The sequence below is a fragment of the Mycobacteroides sp. H003 genome (assembly GCF_001440135.1).
GTDB lineage: Bacteria > Actinomycetota > Actinomycetes > Mycobacteriales > Mycobacteriaceae > Mycobacterium > Mycobacterium gwanakae.
On record NZ_LJYL01000021.1, the window covers coordinates 36,753 to 53,506 of the forward strand.

Genomic DNA, 16,754 nt, shown 5'->3' on the forward strand with positions numbered 1-16,754 from the left:
TAGCCCGCTCAGGCCTGCCGATATCGCCCGATGACCCGGCAGAGCAGGTAGATCGATACCGCGATCATGGTGACAAAGACCGAGATCGGCACCCCTGGCGCCAACGACAGCACGATGCCACCGACCGCGGCGATCTCGGCGAAGAGGATCGACAGGCCGATGGCGCGCGCCGGGGACGAGGTGATGCGAGCGGCGGCCGCCGCGGGTGTGATGAGCAGCGACATCACCAGTAGCGCGCCGACGATCTGCACACCCTGTGCCGCGGTGAGGCCTACGAGGGCCGCGAACACGATGCCCAAGGTGCGAACCGGCACTCCGCGCGCCTCGGCCACATCGGGGTCTACGGTGGCGAACAGCATCGGCCGGTAGGTGACGGCCAGCACCACGCCCACCACGAGGCTCACGACGACGAGCATCAGCAGCCCGCTGTATCCGACGCCGACGATCTGTCCGGTCAGAAGTGCGAAGTTGGTGCCGGTGCGTCCCGGGTACAGATGGATGAAAAGCACTGCCAGCCCCAGCCCAAAGGCCATGACGACACCGATTGAGGAGTCGCGATCCTTGGTGCGCTGCCCGAGGATCCCGAAAAGGATTGCCGCGACCACGCTTCCGAGGAGTGCGCCGGTCCCGACATTGGCACCGGCCAGCAGCGCTGCTGCGGCACCGGTTAGTGACAACTCACTGGAGCCGTGGACGGCGAAAGACATCTGGCGCATGATCACGAAGGGGCCGATGAGCCCGGCCAGCAATCCCAGCAGAGCGGCCGCGAGGATCGCCTGCTGCACGAAGTCGCGCCCGAGCAGATCGGCGGTGAGTGAGAGATTGAAGAAGTTACTCATGGGCGTGCTCGGCGCACTCTGACGTGAGCTGCTGGTTTTCGCCCACCACCACGTACTGATCACGTACCTTCACCACGTCGATCTGCGCGCGGTATAGCCGTGACAACGTCTCCGTCGTCATCACCTCGTCGACGGTGCCGATCTGGAAGCGTCCGTCCACCAGGTACAGGATTCTGTCGACATACGGCACGATCGGATTGATCTCGTGCGTAACGAACAGCACCGCCGTTTGTGCGCTCCTGCGCCGTTTGTCGATCAGGGCGCAAATCTGTTGTGCACTAGCCGGATCCAGGTTCAACAGCGGCTCGTCGCAGAGGAGTAGCGCGGGATCGCCCGCCAGTGCCTGCGCGATGCGTACCCGCTGTAGCTCACCTCCGGACAGCGACGAGACTGCCTTGGTGGCCAGGTGGGTCGCGTCGACCTGATCCAGTGCGAGTTTGATCGCCTCACGCTGGCGCGCGCGGCGGGCGCCGTTGAACGCCGCCAAACCCCAACGATGCCCGTCGATTCCGAGGCCGACAAGATCCTCCGCGCGCAGAATCAGCGCGTTGTCGGCGAGCCGGTGCTGGGGGACGTACCCGAGTTCGCCGGTGACAATCATGGTGCCTCGGGTGAGTGGCACCTGCCCCAGCAGCAGGCGCAGCAGCGAGGTCTTCCCGGAACCGTTGGGGCCCAATACCGCGATGAACTCACCGGGTTCGACCGTGAGATCCAGATCCTGCCACAGGGTGCGTCCGCCGCGATTGAGCGATGCATTGCACAGCGTCGCGGTACTCATTCGGCCATTATCTCAGGGCGGTGGCGAGCTGTTCGGTGGTGCGTCGCTGCCAGGTGATGTAGTCGGTGCCGTCCGGCAGGGTTTCGGTCACCGTCACTACCGGAACGCCATGAGATTCGGCGGCTTGCTTGAGCTGATTGGTGACCGGTCCGGCCGTTTGAGAGTTGAAAAGCAGTGCCGCAACCTGTTTGGTGTTGATCAGGTCCAACGCGGTGGCGACATCGGCGGGTGAGGGGTCCTGGCCCTGCTCGGCGGCTTCGGCGAAGTCGTGGGGCGTGCGGTCAACCAGTTCGCAATGAGAGACCAGGTGGCTGGCCACCGGCTCGGTCGCGAGGATCCCCTTGCCATGGTCCTTCTCGGCGATGCCGTGCTGCAGATCTGAGATGGAGTCAAGCTGCTGCCCAAATGTTTTGGCATTCGCTCGGTAGGTATCGGCGTCGTCCGGGTCTGCCTTGGCAAGTTCGTCCGCAACCTGATCGGCCACCTTTTTCGCGGTGCTCAGGCTGTAGAACACATGCTCATTCTTGTCGGCGGAGTCCGCGGGCAGAAGCTGGTAGGCGTTGACCCGAGGCTGGCCGTCCTTGAGCAGCTTGTCGATGAACGGGTCGTAGCCGTCGCCGTTGTACACAACCAGCGTGGCGTCCTGGACCTGCGCCGCGGCCGCGGGCGTTACCTCGAAGGAATGCGGGTCGGTGTTGGCGCCGCTGACCAATGCGCTCACCTTGGCGTGGTCACCGGCGACGGCCTGGGCCACTGAGGCCCAGGCATCCGTGGAGGCCACCACCGTGGGTTCGCTGGACCGTTGGGGGGCTTGGCCGCAGCCGGAGAGCGCGAGCGTTCCTACGGTCGTAACCGCCAAAGCCAACCCAGTCACGCGAGCGTGCACAGCAGACCTCCAGCTCTCCAGTAATGAAAACGGTTTTCATTATGGGGGATGGGCGGGGAGAGTGCAAAACGTGTCAGCGTTCGCTGAGCTTGGTGACCACACGCAGTGCCGGTAGCAGCAGTGATCGTGGCGTGTAGCGCCCGGCCACGGTCATCGCCTGGGGTACCGCTCCCGGGACCACGCTGCGCGCGCCCTGCTGCATGCCCTTGATTGCCGCTGCGGCCACGTGCTTCGCAGAGACCTGTACACCCGGCACGCTGAACCGCTCCGCACTCGCGATCTCCGCCCATTCCGTGGGCACCGGTCCCGGACACAACACCGTGCAGGACACGCCCGTGCCCCGCAGCTCCTCGTGCACGGCCTCGGAGAAGGACTGCACGTAGGCCTTGGTCGCCGCGTAGGTCGCCATGTACGGAATCGGCTGGAAGGCGGCAACCGAGGCGATGTTCAGGACGGCCCCGGTCCCCCGATCAACCATGCCTGCCACCGCGGCATGGGTCAGCTCGACCAGTGTGATGACGTTGACCTCGATCTCTTCACGCTCGCGATCCAACGGCAACTCATGGAAGACCCCGCTGGTGCCGAACCCCGCAGAATTGCACAATCCCGCAATGCGATTGGCGGCAATCCACTCGCGCAACTCGGCGCGGCCGGACTCGGTGCCAAGGTCCAGTGCCTGCACGCCGACTTCGATGTGGTGGCGTGCCGTCAGGATGTCGGCGAGCTTGTCCATCCTGTCCTTGCGGCGCGCTACCAGCGTCAACGAGTATCCGCGCTTGGCCAGCCCGTACGCCAGCTCGGTGCCTATCCCCGAGGACGCCCCGGTGATGACGACGGGGCCGGCGGCCTCTGGCTTAGGCAGGCTCACCAGTGCACCCCGGGTGTGGCGTCGATGAAGATCTGCTGTCCGCTGTCAACTTCTTCGGGCTTGAGGTTCTTGACCCCCTTGGCGGCATCGGAATCCGGGAACATCTTGTACCCCTGATTGCGCACCGCATCCATGATTTCCGGGGTGAGTGAATCTGCGAACGAGGCGATCCGTCCGAATGCCGAAGCCACTCGCCGGGGCCGCTCGATGATCGCCTTGGCGATCACCTCACCCGCCTCGTCCGGGGTCAGGGCCGGGAACTTCTGGTACAGCGTCGTCGGCGCGATCATCGGGGTCCGCACCAAGGGCATGTGAATGGTGGTGAAACGCAGTCCCTCATCCGACGTCTCGGCCTGGAACGCATCGGAGACCGTGTCCAACGCGGCCTTCGATGCGATGTACGCGCCGAATCGTGGCACCTTTGTCTGCACCCCGATGGACGAGATGTTGATGACGTGGCCGAACTTGCGCTCACGCATGCCCGGCATGAAGCCGAGGATGAGATGCAGGGGCGCAAAGTAATTCAGTTGCATGGTGCGCTCGAAATCGTGTGGCCTGTCGTAGGACAGGGCCAGCGAGCGCCGGATCGATCGACCGGCGTTGTTGATCAGGATGTCCACCCTGCCGTGCTCGGCAAGCACGTCTTTCACCATCCGATCGATGGCATCCATATCGGACAGGTCGCACGGGAACACGTGGGCGGTCCCGCCGACACCGCGAACCTGCGCGGCGGTCTCCTGCAACTTGTCCTCGGAGCGGGCGACGAGCAGTACCGTTCCCCCGGCCTCGCCGATCTGCAGCGCTGCGGCCTGGCCGATGCCGGACGAGCCGCCGGTGATCATGACGATCTTCTTGCGGACCGACGAGCGCAGACTTCGGCTCGGTGTGACGAGCTTGGCGATGGCGTGTGGTGTGAGCTGTCCGGTCGGCGTTGTCAGGGCCTTGTTGACCTTGCCAAACTGCTGCGACGCCAGGGAGCTGAGACGTTGCATGGGGTTCATGGCTGAACGCTATGCCCGCGCCGCCGGTGGCGCGGCGAAATGGCCGGTTAGGACAGCAAGGCGGCGCAGCGCAGCAGCCCGATGTGGCTGTATGCCTGCGGGTGATTGCCCAGCGAGCGTTCGGCCACCGGGTCGTACTCCTCGGACAACAGGCCGGTGGGGCCGGTGGCCTTGACCAACTGGTCGAACAGCAGCTCGGCCTGTGATCGCGCACCGATGAGCAGGTAGGCCTCCACGAGCCAGGCGGCGCACAGATGGAAGCCGCCCTCTCCGCCGGGCAGGCCGTCATCGCGGTGGTATCGGTAAACTGTTGCACCACTGCGTAGCTCGGCTTCAGTGGCGATCACTGTCGCGGTGAACCGGGGGTCGGTCGGCTCGATCAGCCCGGACAGTCCGATGTACAGGGTGGCAGCATCCAGATCTGTGCCGTCATAGGCGGCGGTGAAGGACTTCACCGAGTCGTTCCACCCCTTGTCGATGACCTCGGCGGCGATCTCGTCACGTAGTCCGGCCCAGCCCGCGGGAGTCTCGCGCTGGAACTCTTCGGCGAGTTTCACCGCACGGTCCACGGTCACCCAGCACATCACCTTGGAGTAGACGTGGTGCCGCGGATTGCCGCGGATCTCCCAGATTCCGTGGTCGGGTTCGTACCACCGGCGTTCGACGGCAAGAACCATGTCGGATACCAGGTTCCAGTCGGCATCGGTCAGCGGTTCGGCGTGTCCGAGACGCTTACGGGCGTGAGTCAGATCGTGGATCAGTTCCACCACGGGACCGAAGACGTCCAGCTGCACTTGTGAGTTGGCGGCGTTGCCGACGCGGACCGGGCGTGAGCCCGCGTATCCGGGCAGCGAGTCGATCACCGCCTCGGGCGGCAGCACGGTTCCAGACAAGGTGTACAGCGGGTGCAGGCGATCTGGGCCGGGCAGGTGCTCCAGTACTCGGTGCAGCCAGCCCAGCAGGCCCTCGGCCTCGCCCAGCGATCCCAACGCCACCAGGGCCGATGCGGTCATCGAGGCGTCGCGCAGCCAGCAGTACCGATAATCCCAGTTGCGAATGCCGCCAATGTCTTCCGGCAATGACGTGGTGGCGGCCGCAAGGATCGCGCCGGATTCGGCGTGCACCAGGCCGCGCAGCGTCAGCGCCGAGCGCTTCATCAGTCCGGGCTTGCGCTCGGGGAGTGTCAGGGTCTGCGCCCAGTCGCGCCAATACGACTCGGCGCGGCGCCGCAGCTCAGGTTCGGGGACCGGGTTAGGCCCTAAATCTTCTGTACCGCATCGTAATTCGAGAGCGATCGGCCGGTTGGAGCGGCTGATCGTCGCGGTGGCGGTCTGTTCGTCGGCGGAGATGCTCCAGGTGACGCCGGGTGCGCGCAGCACAATCGGGTCGTTGGTGCCCAGCACCCGCAGACCGCCCTCGTCGGCTACCAGCTGCACTGGTGTCTGACCGAACTCGGGGCGCGGGGCGAACGTGACCACCGCATCGGCCTCACCGGTGACAACCCTGATCAGATCGGTACGCCCGGGAATCTCGTCGTGCGCCAGGTAGTCGGTGACCTGCAGGCTGGCCCAACGGGTTTCAACAGTCATGGTGCTGTCGATGTACTTCTGGCCGAGTGGCAGCGCCGACCGTGCGGGGCCAATGGTGAAGTGCCCGGCCTCATCCCCACCGAGGAGGTGGGCGAAGACGGCTGCCGAGTCGGGTTCCGGGTGACACATCCAGGTGATGTCACCGGTGGGGGTCACCAGCGCGAGCGTGCGTGAGTTGGCAAGCATGGTGAGACGCTCGATGGGGGTGGCGTGACCGCCGAGCAGCCAGGTGCGACGTTCCTCAAGCAGGAAAGCCAGTGCGGTGCCCACCGATTCGGTGTCCGGGATGCGGTATCCGGCGAGTGTTTCTCCGTCGCCCACTTTGACACCCACGTCGGGGCCATGCAGTCGCTTGAAGGCCTTCTCGTCGGTGACGTCGTCGCCGAAGAACACCGCGGCGGTCGCGCCTTCCTGATGGCGCAAGATGTCGAGCGCCTGTCCCTTGTCGGTGGGTATGACCGCGAATTCGAGAACCTTCTTGCCCTCGGTGACCTGCGCGCCCCACCCGTTGGCCACGGTAAGTGCTTGGGACAGCGCGGCATCGCCGTCCTCTTCCGAGGCGTTACGCACGTGCAGTGCGACGCTCGCCGGTTTCAGCTCGATGGCCACCCCAGCGTATTCGGCGGCGATGGCTGACAGCTTGTTGGCGATGGTCTTCAACAGCGCCTTGGCGTCTCCGTCGATGGCGTGCACGAAGCCGGCATCGAACTCCGATCCGTGGCTACCGACCAGATGTACCTCGGAGGGCAGCCGCGACAGGGTCGCCAGGTCACGCAGTGCGCGCCCGGAGATCAGCGCCGAGGTTGTCGACGGCAGTCCCGCCAACGCCCGCAACGCCGTGGTCGACTCGGGGTGTGGGCGTGCGTCATCGGGGTTGTTGACCAGCGGAGCGATGGTTCCGTCGTAGTCGGAGGCCACCAACAGCCGAGGAGTACGGGCGACTTCGGAAAGAGCCCGGCGCAGTTCGACAGGCAGATCTTGGGCACTCACCACGGGTCCCGAGTCTACGTCCGCTACCTACGGCGGGCTGGCTAGGCCAAGCGTTGCTGCTCAGGTAATGCCAAGCAGCAATCTGACGGTGCGATCGAGACGGTGGCTCACGTCGGTTGCCGACGCCCGACGCGTCAGCCAGGCAATCATGTTGGAGGTCCAGACATCCGAGATGACACGCGCGATGTGGAACTGCGCGTCGGAAGGGTCGTCGTCACCGGCCATCGCGCGGGCGAAAATACCGTCCATCAGCCGGCCCACGTGATCAACCTCACCGGCGGCGGAAGCGTCCGCGAAGACCAAGGCGCGGGTCATCGCCTCGGTAAGGAGGGGGTTGCGCTGCATGTTGCGATTCAGCCGCGTGATCGCCGTGTGCAGGCGTTCATACGCGGTGCTGCCGCTGACGGTGTTGCGATCCGATCTGGCGTCGATCTGCTCGAATTCGCGCTCCAGCGCGGATACGAGCAGGTGCACCTTGGAGGGGAAGTACCGATACAGCGTGCCCACGGCGACGTCTGCCCGTTCGGCGACAGTACGCATCTGCACTGCTTCGTACCCGCCCTTGGATGCGATGGCCAAGGTGGCATCCAGGATGCGCTTGCGGCGCTCGCGCTGCGCGGTCGAACCGAGATCGTCATCGGACAGTGCTGAGACGGCTGCAGGCTGATTCGCGGCGTCGGTGTCACCGTTATCCGACTGCACGGCTTCCGATGCGTTAGATGTCCGAGGCGTTGCCATGGCGTCTGTACTCCCTGTGCTCAATCCCGTGTGTCCACGGGACGGTTTCAGCGCACGACTATACGGATGACCGTCGGTCGTTTCAGGTCTCCCTGGCCCTCCGGTAGTGCTCTGTACAGCCTGAATGCGTTCCTACTACACTGAACCCAATCACGATATTAGAACACGTTCTAGTCTCGTGTACCCGAATCAAGCCGAGGAGAATCTGTGTCGTCCGATGTTCAGGAAGCCGCCCGGGACGCTGTCCGTCAGTGGGCCAAGAGCGCGGCTGTCATCGAGTCGGTCCGCAAGATGGAATCCGACCCCCACGGGTGGGGCCCGGCCTATGCCGGGTTGGCTGAGCTGGGAATATTCGGTGTCGCGGTGCCCGAGGCCGCAGGCGGTTCGGGTGCCGGATTCGACGACATGATCGTCATGGTCGACGAGGCCGCGGCGTCCTTGGTGCCGGGGCCGGTTGCCACCAGTGCGTTGGCTGCTGTGGTGCTCGCGCCCGCCGGGCCGGCGGAATTGGTGGCGGCGCTGGCCTCGGGTGAGCGCACGGCGGGCCTGGCCCTCACCGGGAGCCTGACCGTCGCCGACGGGCTGGCCTCGGGCGTGTTGCCCGCGGTGCTGGGTGGCACCGTCGATGGAGTGCTGCTTGCGCCGGGGCCCGATGGTTGGGTGTTGGTCGACTGCGCGGGTGCGGGTGCCACGGTGGACGTCAAAAAGGCCACCGATTTCTCGCGCCCGTGGGCCGCGATCACCCTGAACGGCGCCGAGGCGCATCCGGTGAGTCTGCCGAAAGCCGTGGTCGCCGATCTCGCGACGGTGACCCTCGCGGCCGAGGCGGTGGGTGTGGCGCGCTGGGCGCTGCGGACCGCCGTCGAGTACGCCAAGGTGCGTGAGCAGTTCGGTAAGCAGATCGGCAGCTTTCAGGCCATCAAACACATGTGTGCCGAAATGCTGTGCAGGGTCGAGCAGGCAGATGTCGCAGTCTGGGATGCCGCCGGATGCGCGCAGGATGCGGTGGCCAATGGTGTTGATTTCCAGCAGCTTTCGCTTGCTGCTGCGGTCGCGGCGGCCGTGGCGGTCGATGCCGCGGTGGTCAACACCAAGGATTGCATTCAGATTCTTGGCGGCATCGGGTTCACGTGGGAGCACGACGCGCACCTGTACCTGCGGCGTGCCTTCGCACTGCAGTCCTTCCTGGGTAAGCCCGCGGTATGGCGGCGTAAGGCCGCCGCGCTGACCCTCGGGGGAACTCGCCGCTCCCTGACCATCGACCTCGGTGACGTGGAGGCCCAGCGGGCTCAGGTCACTGCCACCGCTGCGGAAATCGCTTCGGCACCAAAAGATGAACACCAGGTTCGGCTGGCCGAGACGGGCTTCCTGGCCCCGCACTGGCCCGCGCCGTACGGGCTGGGCGCGGGGGCCGCGCAGCAGTTGCTCATCGATCAGGAACTGCATGCCGCGGGAGTCACCCGCCCCGACCTCGTGATCGGGTGGTGGGCGGCTCCTACCATTCTCGAGCACGGAACTCCGGAGCAGATAGCGCAATTCGTGGCTCCCACACTGCGCGGTGAGATCGAATGGTGCCAGCTGTTCTCCGAGCCCGGTGCCGGTAGCGATCTTGCGGCGTTGCGTACCAAGGCAACCCGGGTTGACGGTGGGTGGAAGCTCGACGGACAGAAGGTGTGGAACTCCAAGGCTCAGATCGCGGACTGGGCGATCTGCCTGGCGCGGACCAACCCCGATGTGCCCAAGCACAAGGGCATTACGTACTTCTTGCTCGATATGAAGACCCCGGGGATCACCGTGCGGCCGCTGCGTGAGATCACCGGGGAGGAGATGTTCAACGAGGTCTTCCTGGATGGTGTGATCGTTCCGGACGAGAATGTGGTCGGATCGGTCGACGATGGATGGCGTCTAGCCCGCACCACACTGGCCAACGAACGGGTGGCCATGGCCGGGGGCGGCACGCTCGACGAGGCCATGGAGTCGCTGCTGACGCTCATCGGGGACGCAGAATTAGATGGGGCACAACTGGATACGCTTGGTGTATTCGTGTGCTCGGCGCAGACGGGTGCGCTGCTGGATCTGCGCACCGCGCTGCGCGCCATCGGTGGTCAGGATCCGGGTGCGGCCTCGAGCGTGCGCAAGCTCGTCGGCGTGCGGCATCGTCAGGGGCTGTCGGAGCACATCCTTGACTATGTGGACTCTCATGGAGCGGTGGAGTCACACGAGATGTGGCTGTTCATGCGGGACCGATGCCTGTCGATTGCCGGGGGCACCACGCAGATCCTGCTCAGCGTGGCAGGGGAGCGGTTGCTCGGTCTGCCGCGTTGACAGCCAGCAGTCAGCTCGGGTGCGCATGCGGTGTTGGGTGCTGCGCGGGAGAGCGCCCGGACTGTAGAGGCCACGGCCGCGTCGACGAACTCGGTCGAGCTTGACATCGGTGCGCAGTGCATCCGAGATCGTCTTTGACGGCCGGCCATCTACGTCAAAACCTACGTCCGCCAACATGGTGACCATCTCGGATACCGAGGTGAGCCCGTGGCGATGGATATGCAGGACGAGCAGGTAACGCAAATCGGTGCGCAGCGACCGGGCCCGAGCGTTCATGCTCAGCACCATGCCACGGTGCGCCGACATTGTCGGACTGGCGTCTTAAACAACACACGTCTGGTGCCCGCGTTTATGCGACAACTACCGGCCTGACCAATTGTTGTCGCATAGACGCGGGCAGCACACCTACATGGTCAGAGCGGGTGCTCGGTACGCCGTCTGGTGACGGTTAGCTGAAGCGGGCCTGTGCGCAGGCGTCGGGCGAGATTACGCTCCGGCCGCCGATGCTGGCCTCCACGTGGCTGCACACGATGTAGTCGGCGTCGAGCTTGGGTTGTCCGGTCGCCCAGTCGGTCGGCTGGGTGGTGCCGGTGATCCGGAAGCGGTCGACGTCACCTCCACCGAAGTAGACGGTGGTGAGCAGCCAGGTGCTACCGCCGTTGTGCTCCACGGTGTTCGGATTGTCGGCCCATTGCACCCAGAGATAGTTCATCCGGTCCGAGGTACGCAGCTCGGTGGTCTGCTTGGCCCACAGATCTCCCCCGAATCCCTCAATCCCGTTGGGGGTCCGAAGGTTGAAGCTCGCGGTGTAGTAGCACTGCCGTTCGGCCTTGCGGCAGTCGGCCGTGGCGTGCACCTCGAGCTGACGCCCCTCGTCGACGGGCGTGCTGACGTCGGTGGTTTTGACCTCGGCGGTGGCCGTGCCTGGGAAGACCAGGGACGTGACCACCAGTGATGCGGCGGCCAGCGCCGCTTTCAGGGAGCTCATGATGGGGGAATCGTATCGGCCCGGTGGGGCCGCGTCGCTGAGATCTTTTTTCTGAACCTGGCGTTCACTCATCAAAGGTGACGTTGACATCGTCGGTCTCGGGCACCGCCTGGCACGCCAGGATGTACCCGTCATCGAGGTCGTTCTGCGACAGCGCGTCGTTGACGAGCATGCGGACCTTGCCGTCCTTCAAGATGCAGGCGCAGGTCATGCAGTGCCCCTCGCGGCAAGAGAACGGTGCGTCCAGTCCCTTTGCGAGTAGGACGTCGAGCAGGACGGTGCTCCGGGGCCAGCTGACCGTGTGGGTCTCACCGTCGAGTTCGACGGTGGCCGTGGCAGGCGGTTCATCGTCGTCAGAGGGCTCGGCCAGCACCACCTCGGCGAACGGGTCGCTCTCCAGGGAACGGAAAACTTCGACGTGCACGCGCTCCTCAGGCATGCCGTTGCCCTTGAGCGCGGCCTCCGAGGCGTCCATGAACGGCCCGGGGCCGCAGATGAAGGCCTCGTGTCCGGCCGCGAACGGGGCGGCCAAAGTGGCCAGGGTTTGTTGTGAGGGCAGCCCCTGGACCGATTCGAGCCAATGGATGACGGTCAACCGATCCGGATATTGCGCCGTCAGTTCGCGAAGTGCCGCACCGAAGATCACCGACCGCTCGTCGCGGTTGGCGTAGATGAGCACCACCTTGCCGCTGCCCTGTGAGAGTGCGGACTTGCAGATCGCCATCATCGGGGTGATGCCGCTACCTGCGGCCAGCAGCAGGAAGTCACGATCGAGTTCTTTGGGGACGAATACTCCGGAGGGCGCCAGGACGTGCATGTGCATGCCGGCATGCGCGTTATCGCAAAGCCAATTGGACCCGTAACCATCGACGGTGCGTTTGACCGTGACAGTCAACCGCTCGTCGATATGCGGTGAGCTGGACAGCGAGTAGCAGCGTGCCACCGATCCAGTGCGATCGGAGGGAATGCGCAGCGTCAGGTACTGGCCGGGTGTGTACGCGAACTTGTCGGCCGCGTCCTCGGGGATATCGAAGACCAGCGACCGGGAGTCGGCGGTCTCGTCGATCACTTCGGCGATGCGAACCTCGAGGACGTGTTTCCCCAGCGGAACGTCCGTCACGTGATTTCCTCCGTCAGTTGTACGTCGCCCGGGGGCGATGAGCCGCTTGCGCGAAGAGCCGCCAGCTTCGTGGAACTAGAACAGGTTACAGAATTGACCTTTGGCCCTACAACACCGTCGTCGCTTCGTTCCAGATGAGCCCGCCTTCCTGGGGTAGGCGAGGCGGTGTCGACACAGATCGAAACGTGTTCTAGTCTCAGCAGGGAACACGCGCTACCACCGTGGGTGTACAGCGGGTGTCGCGAACTACTAGCCCTAGTTTGTGCCGACTGATGCTAACTACAGCAGTGGAGGAAATGCAGTGACGACGACCGAACAGCGGGACGAGATTCAGGCGGTTCTCGCAGGAATTGACGACCTGCTGCCGATCCTGCGCAAGCGCGCGCAGGAGACCGAGGACCTGCGGCGTCTGCCTGACGCCACGGTCGCCGAACTGCAGGAGATCGGCTTCTTCAAGCTGCTGCAGCCCTCGCAGTGGGGTGGGTACGAGACCGCCCCCACCACCTTCTACGAGGCGGTGCGTCGTTTGGGCAGCGCCTGTGGCTCTACCGGTTGGGTCTCCTCGATCATCGGCGTGCACAACTGGCACCTGGCCCTGTTCGACCAGAAGGCGCAGGAGGAGGTGTGGGGCGACGACACTAACGTGCGCGTGTCCTCCTCGTACGCGCCGATGGGTGCCGGCGTCGTCGTCGACGGCGGGTACCTGGTCAACGGCGCGTGGAACTGGTCCTCGGGTTGTGACCACGCCACCTGGGCTTTCCTCGGTGGCCCTGTGATCAAGGACGGCCGTCCGGTCGACTTCGGTAGCTTCCTGATCCCGCGTACCGAGTACCGGATCGACGACGTGTGGAACGTCGTGGGTCTGCGTGGCACCGGCAGCAACACCGTCGTCGTCAAGGACGTGTTCGTGCCGTCGCACCGCTTCTTGTCGTACAAGAAGATGAACGACCAGACAGCCGGTGGCTACGAGACCAACACGGCACCCGTGTACAAGATGCCTTGGGGCACCATGCATCCCACCACCATCACCGCGCCGATCATGGGCATGGCATACGGCGCCTACGACGCCCACGTCGAGGCCCAGGGCAAGCGGGTGCGCGCGGCGTACGCCGGTGAGAAGGCCAAGGATGATCCGTTCACCAAGGTGCGGGTGGCCGAGGCGGCCAGTGATATCGACGCCGGGTGGCGCCAATTGATCGGGAATGTGGGCGACGAGTACAAGCTCATCTCGGCAGGCCAGGAGGTTCCGTTCGAGCTGCGCGCCGCGGCCCGCCGCGACCAGGTGCGTGCCACCGGCCGGGCGATCGCCTCGATCGATCTGCTGTTCGAGAACTCCGGTGCTACTGCGCTGTCCAATGACGCTCCGGTTCAGCGATTCTGGCGTGATGCCCACGCCGGTCGTGTGCACGCTGCCAACGACGCCGAGCGGGCTTACCAAATCTGGGGTAACCACGCCTTCGAGCTGCCCGCCACCGACACAATGGTTTAACGCCGGGTATTAGGAGGAATCCGAGAATGGACGCCATCCGCTCACTGGGATACATGCGCATCGAGGCCACCGACATGGCGGCCTGGCGTGAGTACGGGCTCAAGATCCTCGGCATGGTCGAAGGCAAGGGCACGGTTGACGGTGCGCTGTACCTGCGCATGGACGACTTCCCCGCCCGTCTGGTGATTTTCCCCGGACAGCACGACCGACTGTCGGTTACCGGGTGGGAAGCCGCCAACGCTGCCGGACTACAGCAGGTCCGGGAGGCGCTGGAAGCCAACGGCACTCCGTACAAGGAGGGCACCGCGCAGGAGAAGGCCGAGCGCCGTGTCGATGAGCTGATCATCTTCGAGGATCCTTCGGGCAACATCCAAGAGGTGTTCCACGGTGTTGCCCTGGAACACCGCCGGGTGGTGAGCCCGTACGGGCACAAGTTCGTCACCGAGGAGCAGGGCCTGGGTCACGTGGTGCTGTCGACCAAGAACGACGCCGAGTCGCTGCATTTCTACCGAGATGTACTGGGGTTCAAGCTGCGTGACTCCATGCGGCTCCCACCGCAGATGCTGGGCCGTCCCGCCGACGGCGAGCCGGCCTGGCTGCGCTTCTTCGGCTGCAACCCGCGCCACCACAGCCTGGCGTTCTTGCCGATGCCAACCCCGAGCGGGATCGTGCACCTCATGGTCGAGGTGGAGAACTCCGACGATGTGGGCCTGTGCCTGGACCGTGCATTGCGTCGCAAGGTGCCGATGTCGGCCAGCTTGGGGCGACATGTCAACGACTTGATGCTGTCCTTCTACATGAAGACACCGGGCGGATTCGACATCGAATTCGGTTGTGAGGGACGCCAGGTCGAAGACGAGTCCTGGGTTGCGCGGGAGAGTACCGCGGTTAGCTTGTGGGGCCACGACTTCACCATCGGTGCGAAGCTGAACCAGTGACGGCTATTGACCCGCGGGCGTTCCGGAATGTGCTGGGGCAGTTCTGCACCGGCGTCACCATCATCACCACAACGCACGACGGCGAGCCGGTGGGGTTTGCGTGCCAGTCGTTCGCGGCGCTCTCGTTGGAGCCGCCGCTGGTGCTGTTCTGCCCGACAAAGCAGTCGCGATCCTGGGCTGCTATCGAGGCATCGGGCAAGTTCTGCGTAAACGTGCTGGCCGAGGACCAGCGTGAGGTCTCGGCACGGTTCGGCTCACGAGAGCCGGACAAGTTCGCTGGAATAGATTGGCATCCATCGGGTCTCGGATCGCCGATCATCGACGGGTCGCTGGCGCACATCGACTGCGAGGTCGCCACCGTCCACGACGGCGGAGACCATTGGGTGGTGTTCGGGTCTGTCAACGAACTGAGTGAGATCCCCGAGAAGCCGACGGCCACCCGGCCACTGCTGTTCTACCGAGGGCAGTACACCGGCATCGAGCCGGACAAGACCACGCCCGCCGATTGGCGCAATGACCTGGAGGCGTTCCTCACCGCCACCACCGAGGACACCTGGTTGTAACCGGCCTGCCATCGATTTCCTCTGCGGGCCTGGCCGATCCGGCGTAACGTCTCAGATCCAGGTGTTACCTCGGTGAGGGCGGGTCATGGCGTTGTACGAGTATCGCTGCACGAGCTGCGGCAGTACGTCGCGCAATTTTCCCTTGGCGACCGCCCCCGATAGCGTGTCCTGCCCCGGCTGCCCTGAGCCGGCACGCCGGGTTTTCGGCATAGCCGGGATGAGCCGGGGCGCCTCGTCTCGCATGCGTCTGCTTGACGACACCCAGCGCAGCGCCAGTGAGCCGTCCGTGGTGGCGGCGTTGCCCACCGCGCGCCGGGCGATTCCCGTGACATCAAATCCCTTGCATCGCAAGTTGCCTCGCCCCTGACCGGAAGGATTGCCATGCCCGAAGTGTTGTTCCCGTTGGATTCGAGCAAGAAGTTCACCGAACAACAGATCGTCGGGCATAACCGGTGGCACCCCGATATTCCGCCGGCTGCCGTCGTCAAACCCGGTGCTTCATTCCGGGTGCATTGCCGCGAATGGTTCGACGGTGCGATCCACAATGACGACTCCGCCGACGACATCCGTGACGCACCACTGACCACCGTGCACGCACTGTCGGGGCCGTTCTCGGTGGAGGGCGCTCAGCCAGGGGACCTGCTGATCGTTGACATTCTCGATGTGGGCCCGATTCCGCAGGAAGACTCCGGGCCACTGGCCGGGCAGGGCTGGGGTTATACCGGCATCTTCCCGACGACCAACGGTGGCGGATTCCTCACGGAGCAGTTTCCCGATGCCTACAAGGCGATTTGGGACTTCTCAGGTCAAACCGCAACCTCGCGACATATCCCTGGGGTCAGCTTCACCGGGATTGTGCATCCCGGGCTGATGGGGACGGCGCCGTCGGCGGAATTGCTGGCGCGTTGGAATGCGCGCGAGGGCGCGTTGATCGCTACTGACCCCTATCGTGTTCCCGCACTGGCTCTTCCGCCAGAACCCCGGGATGCCGTACTCGGTGGGCTTACCGGCGACACCTTTGACAGGGCGGCGTCGGAGGCGGCCAGGACCGCGCCGCCCAGGGAGAATGGCGGCAATCAGGACATCAAGAATCTGACCAAGGGCAGCCGGGTGTTCTATCCGGTGTTTGTGCCGGGCGGAAAGCTGTCGGTGGGTGACCTGCATTTCTCGCAGGGAGATGGCGAGATCACGTTCTGCGGAGCCATTGAGATGGGTGGCTTCATCGATCTGCACGTCGATGTGCTCAAGGGCGGAATGGACACCTACGGGGTGTCGGAGAACGCGATCTTCATGCCGGGTAACACCGACCCTCAGTACTCGCAATGGCTGGCCTTCTCGGGAACCTCGGTCACTCTCGACGACGAACAACGCTATCTGGATTCGCATTTGGCGTATCAGAGGGCCTGTCTGCACGCTATCGATTACCTGACCAAGTTCGGCTACAGCCCGGAGCAGGCCTATCTCCTGCTGGGCGCAGCACCCATCGAGGGTCGACTGTCGGGCGTCGTCGATATCCCGAATTCCTGTGCCACTGTGTATATCCCGACGGCGATCTTCGACTTTCCGGTGACGCCGTCCGCGACGGGGCCAGCGCGAATCGATCCCGGGCCCGGCGCGCCGCGTTCGGTGGCAAGCTGAGGGC

General features: G+C 64.7%; 15 protein-coding genes and 1 pseudogene. 6 read left to right on the forward strand and 10 right to left on the reverse strand.

From position 1 onward, the window contains the following. Positions 1 to 8 precede the first annotated feature (8 nt). The 7 genes from AOT87_RS15405 to kstR form a co-directional block, all read right to left on the reverse strand. The gene (locus AOT87_RS15405; protein WP_030095780.1) at positions 9 to 839 is read right to left on the reverse strand and encodes a metal ABC transporter permease; all 831 of its coding nucleotides are present in this window, start codon (positions 837 to 839) and stop codon (positions 9 to 11) included. After that, positions 832 to 1,617, reverse strand: coding sequence for a metal ABC transporter ATP-binding protein (locus AOT87_RS15410; RefSeq protein ID WP_057967118.1), 786 nt, complete (start codon positions 1,615 to 1,617; stop codon positions 832 to 834). The genes AOT87_RS15405 and AOT87_RS15410 overlap by 8 nt, the downstream gene beginning before the upstream one ends. 7 nt (positions 1,618 to 1,624) lie before the next feature. Continuing rightward, positions 1,625 to 2,503, reverse strand: coding sequence for a zinc ABC transporter substrate-binding protein (locus AOT87_RS15415; protein WP_057967117.1), 879 nt, complete (start codon positions 2,501 to 2,503; stop codon positions 1,625 to 1,627). A gap of 73 nt (positions 2,504 to 2,576) precedes the next feature. Then, positions 2,577 to 3,371: an SDR family oxidoreductase gene (locus tag AOT87_RS15420; RefSeq protein ID WP_057967116.1), complete on the reverse strand. Its 795-nt coding sequence runs from the start codon at positions 3,369 to 3,371 to the stop codon at positions 2,577 to 2,579. After that, entirely contained in the window at positions 3,368 to 4,372 is a 1,005-nt protein-coding gene (locus AOT87_RS15425; protein ID WP_030095776.1) for an SDR family NAD(P)-dependent oxidoreductase, read from the reverse strand. Before AOT87_RS15425 ends, AOT87_RS15420 begins: the two co-directional genes overlap by 4 nt. A gap of 47 nt (positions 4,373 to 4,419) precedes the next feature. After that, positions 4,420 to 6,951, reverse strand: a complete 2,532-nt coding sequence (gene otsB, locus AOT87_RS15430) for a trehalose-phosphatase (RefSeq protein WP_030095775.1) — start codon at positions 6,949 to 6,951, stop codon at positions 4,420 to 4,422. A gap of 60 nt (positions 6,952 to 7,011) precedes the next feature. Beyond that, positions 7,012 to 7,689, reverse strand: a complete 678-nt coding sequence (gene kstR, locus AOT87_RS15435; protein WP_030095774.1) for a cholesterol catabolism transcriptional regulator KstR — start codon at positions 7,687 to 7,689, stop codon at positions 7,012 to 7,014. A gap of 207 nt (positions 7,690 to 7,896) precedes the next feature. Between kstR and AOT87_RS15440 the strand changes: the two genes are divergently transcribed. After that, a complete protein-coding gene (locus AOT87_RS15440; RefSeq protein ID WP_057967115.1) occupies positions 7,897 to 10,014 on the forward strand; it encodes an acyl-CoA dehydrogenase in 2,118 nt (705 codons plus the stop codon). A 21-nt stretch (positions 10,015 to 10,035) separates the two neighbouring features. Here the strand turns inward: AOT87_RS15440 and AOT87_RS27885 are convergent. The 3 genes and pseudogenes from AOT87_RS27885 to AOT87_RS15450 form a co-directional block, all read right to left on the reverse strand. Continuing rightward, positions 10,036 to 10,290 (reverse strand): annotated as a pseudogene (locus AOT87_RS27885) (hypothetical protein); the annotation flags it as partial. Between the two features lie 172 nt (positions 10,291 to 10,462). Continuing rightward, positions 10,463 to 11,002 (reverse strand): hypothetical protein, encoded by a 540-nt coding sequence (locus AOT87_RS15445; RefSeq protein ID WP_057965288.1) that lies wholly within the window; start codon positions 11,000 to 11,002, stop codon positions 10,463 to 10,465. Positions 11,003 to 11,066: 64 nt separating this feature from the next. Continuing rightward, complete coding sequence (locus AOT87_RS15450; RefSeq protein ID WP_030095771.1) at positions 11,067 to 12,122, reverse strand: ferredoxin--NADP reductase; 1,056 nt, start codon at positions 12,120 to 12,122, stop codon at positions 11,067 to 11,069. 301 nt (positions 12,123 to 12,423) lie between these two features. Here AOT87_RS15450 and hsaA point away from each other — a divergent pair, with 301 nt between their 5' ends. The 5 genes from hsaA (at position 12,424) to fmdA (ending at position 16,750) form a co-directional block, all read left to right on the forward strand. Beyond that, complete coding sequence (gene hsaA, locus AOT87_RS15455; protein ID WP_030095770.1) at positions 12,424 to 13,611, forward strand: 3-hydroxy-9,10-secoandrosta-1,3,5(10)-triene-9,17-dione monooxygenase oxygenase subunit; 1,188 nt, start codon at positions 12,424 to 12,426, stop codon at positions 13,609 to 13,611. Positions 13,612 to 13,637: 26 nt separating this feature from the next. After that, complete coding sequence (gene hsaC, locus AOT87_RS15460; protein ID WP_030095769.1) at positions 13,638 to 14,549, forward strand: iron-dependent extradiol dioxygenase HsaC; 912 nt, start codon at positions 13,638 to 13,640, stop codon at positions 14,547 to 14,549. Further along, on the forward strand, positions 14,546 to 15,112 hold the full coding sequence (gene hsaB, locus AOT87_RS15465) for a 3-hydroxy-9,10-secoandrosta-1,3,5(10)-triene-9,17-dione monooxygenase reductase subunit (protein ID WP_030095768.1): 567 nt from the start codon (positions 14,546 to 14,548) through the stop codon (positions 15,110 to 15,112). Before hsaC ends, hsaB begins: the two co-directional genes overlap by 4 nt. Positions 15,113 to 15,197: 85 nt before the next feature. Continuing rightward, a complete protein-coding gene (locus tag AOT87_RS27890; RefSeq protein ID WP_081349432.1) occupies positions 15,198 to 15,479 on the forward strand; it encodes a zinc ribbon domain-containing protein in 282 nt (93 codons plus the stop codon). 14 nt (positions 15,480 to 15,493) lie between these two features. Next, the gene (gene fmdA / locus AOT87_RS15475) at positions 15,494 to 16,750 is read left to right on the forward strand and encodes a formamidase (RefSeq protein ID WP_057967113.1); all 1,257 of its coding nucleotides are present in this window, start codon (positions 15,494 to 15,496) and stop codon (positions 16,748 to 16,750) included. The last annotated feature ends 4 nt before the right edge of the window (positions 16,751 to 16,754 follow it).

Coding starts and splice junctions, on each gene's coding strand:
- hsaC (WP_030095769.1), top strand. CDS start 13,638: ATGGACGCCATCCGCTCACTGGGATACATGCGCATCGAGGCCACCGAC.
- kstR (WP_030095774.1), bottom strand. CDS start 7,689: ATGGCAACGCCTCGGACATCTAACGCATCGGAAGCCGTGCAGTCGGAT.
- AOT87_RS15425 (WP_030095776.1), bottom strand. CDS start 4,372: ATGAACCCCATGCAACGTCTCAGCTCCCTGGCGTCGCAGCAGTTTGGC.
- AOT87_RS15405 (WP_030095780.1), bottom strand. CDS start 839: ATGAGTAACTTCTTCAATCTCTCACTCACCGCCGATCTGCTCGGGCGC.
- AOT87_RS15445 (WP_057965288.1), bottom strand. CDS start 11,002: ATGAGCTCCCTGAAAGCGGCGCTGGCCGCCGCATCACTGGTGGTCACG.
- AOT87_RS27890 (WP_081349432.1), top strand. CDS start 15,198: ATGGCGTTGTACGAGTATCGCTGCACGAGCTGCGGCAGTACGTCGCGC.
- AOT87_RS15410 (WP_057967118.1), bottom strand. CDS start 1,617: ATGAGTACCGCGACGCTGTGCAATGCATCGCTCAATCGCGGCGGACGC.
- fmdA (WP_057967113.1), top strand. CDS start 15,494: ATGCCCGAAGTGTTGTTCCCGTTGGATTCGAGCAAGAAGTTCACCGAA.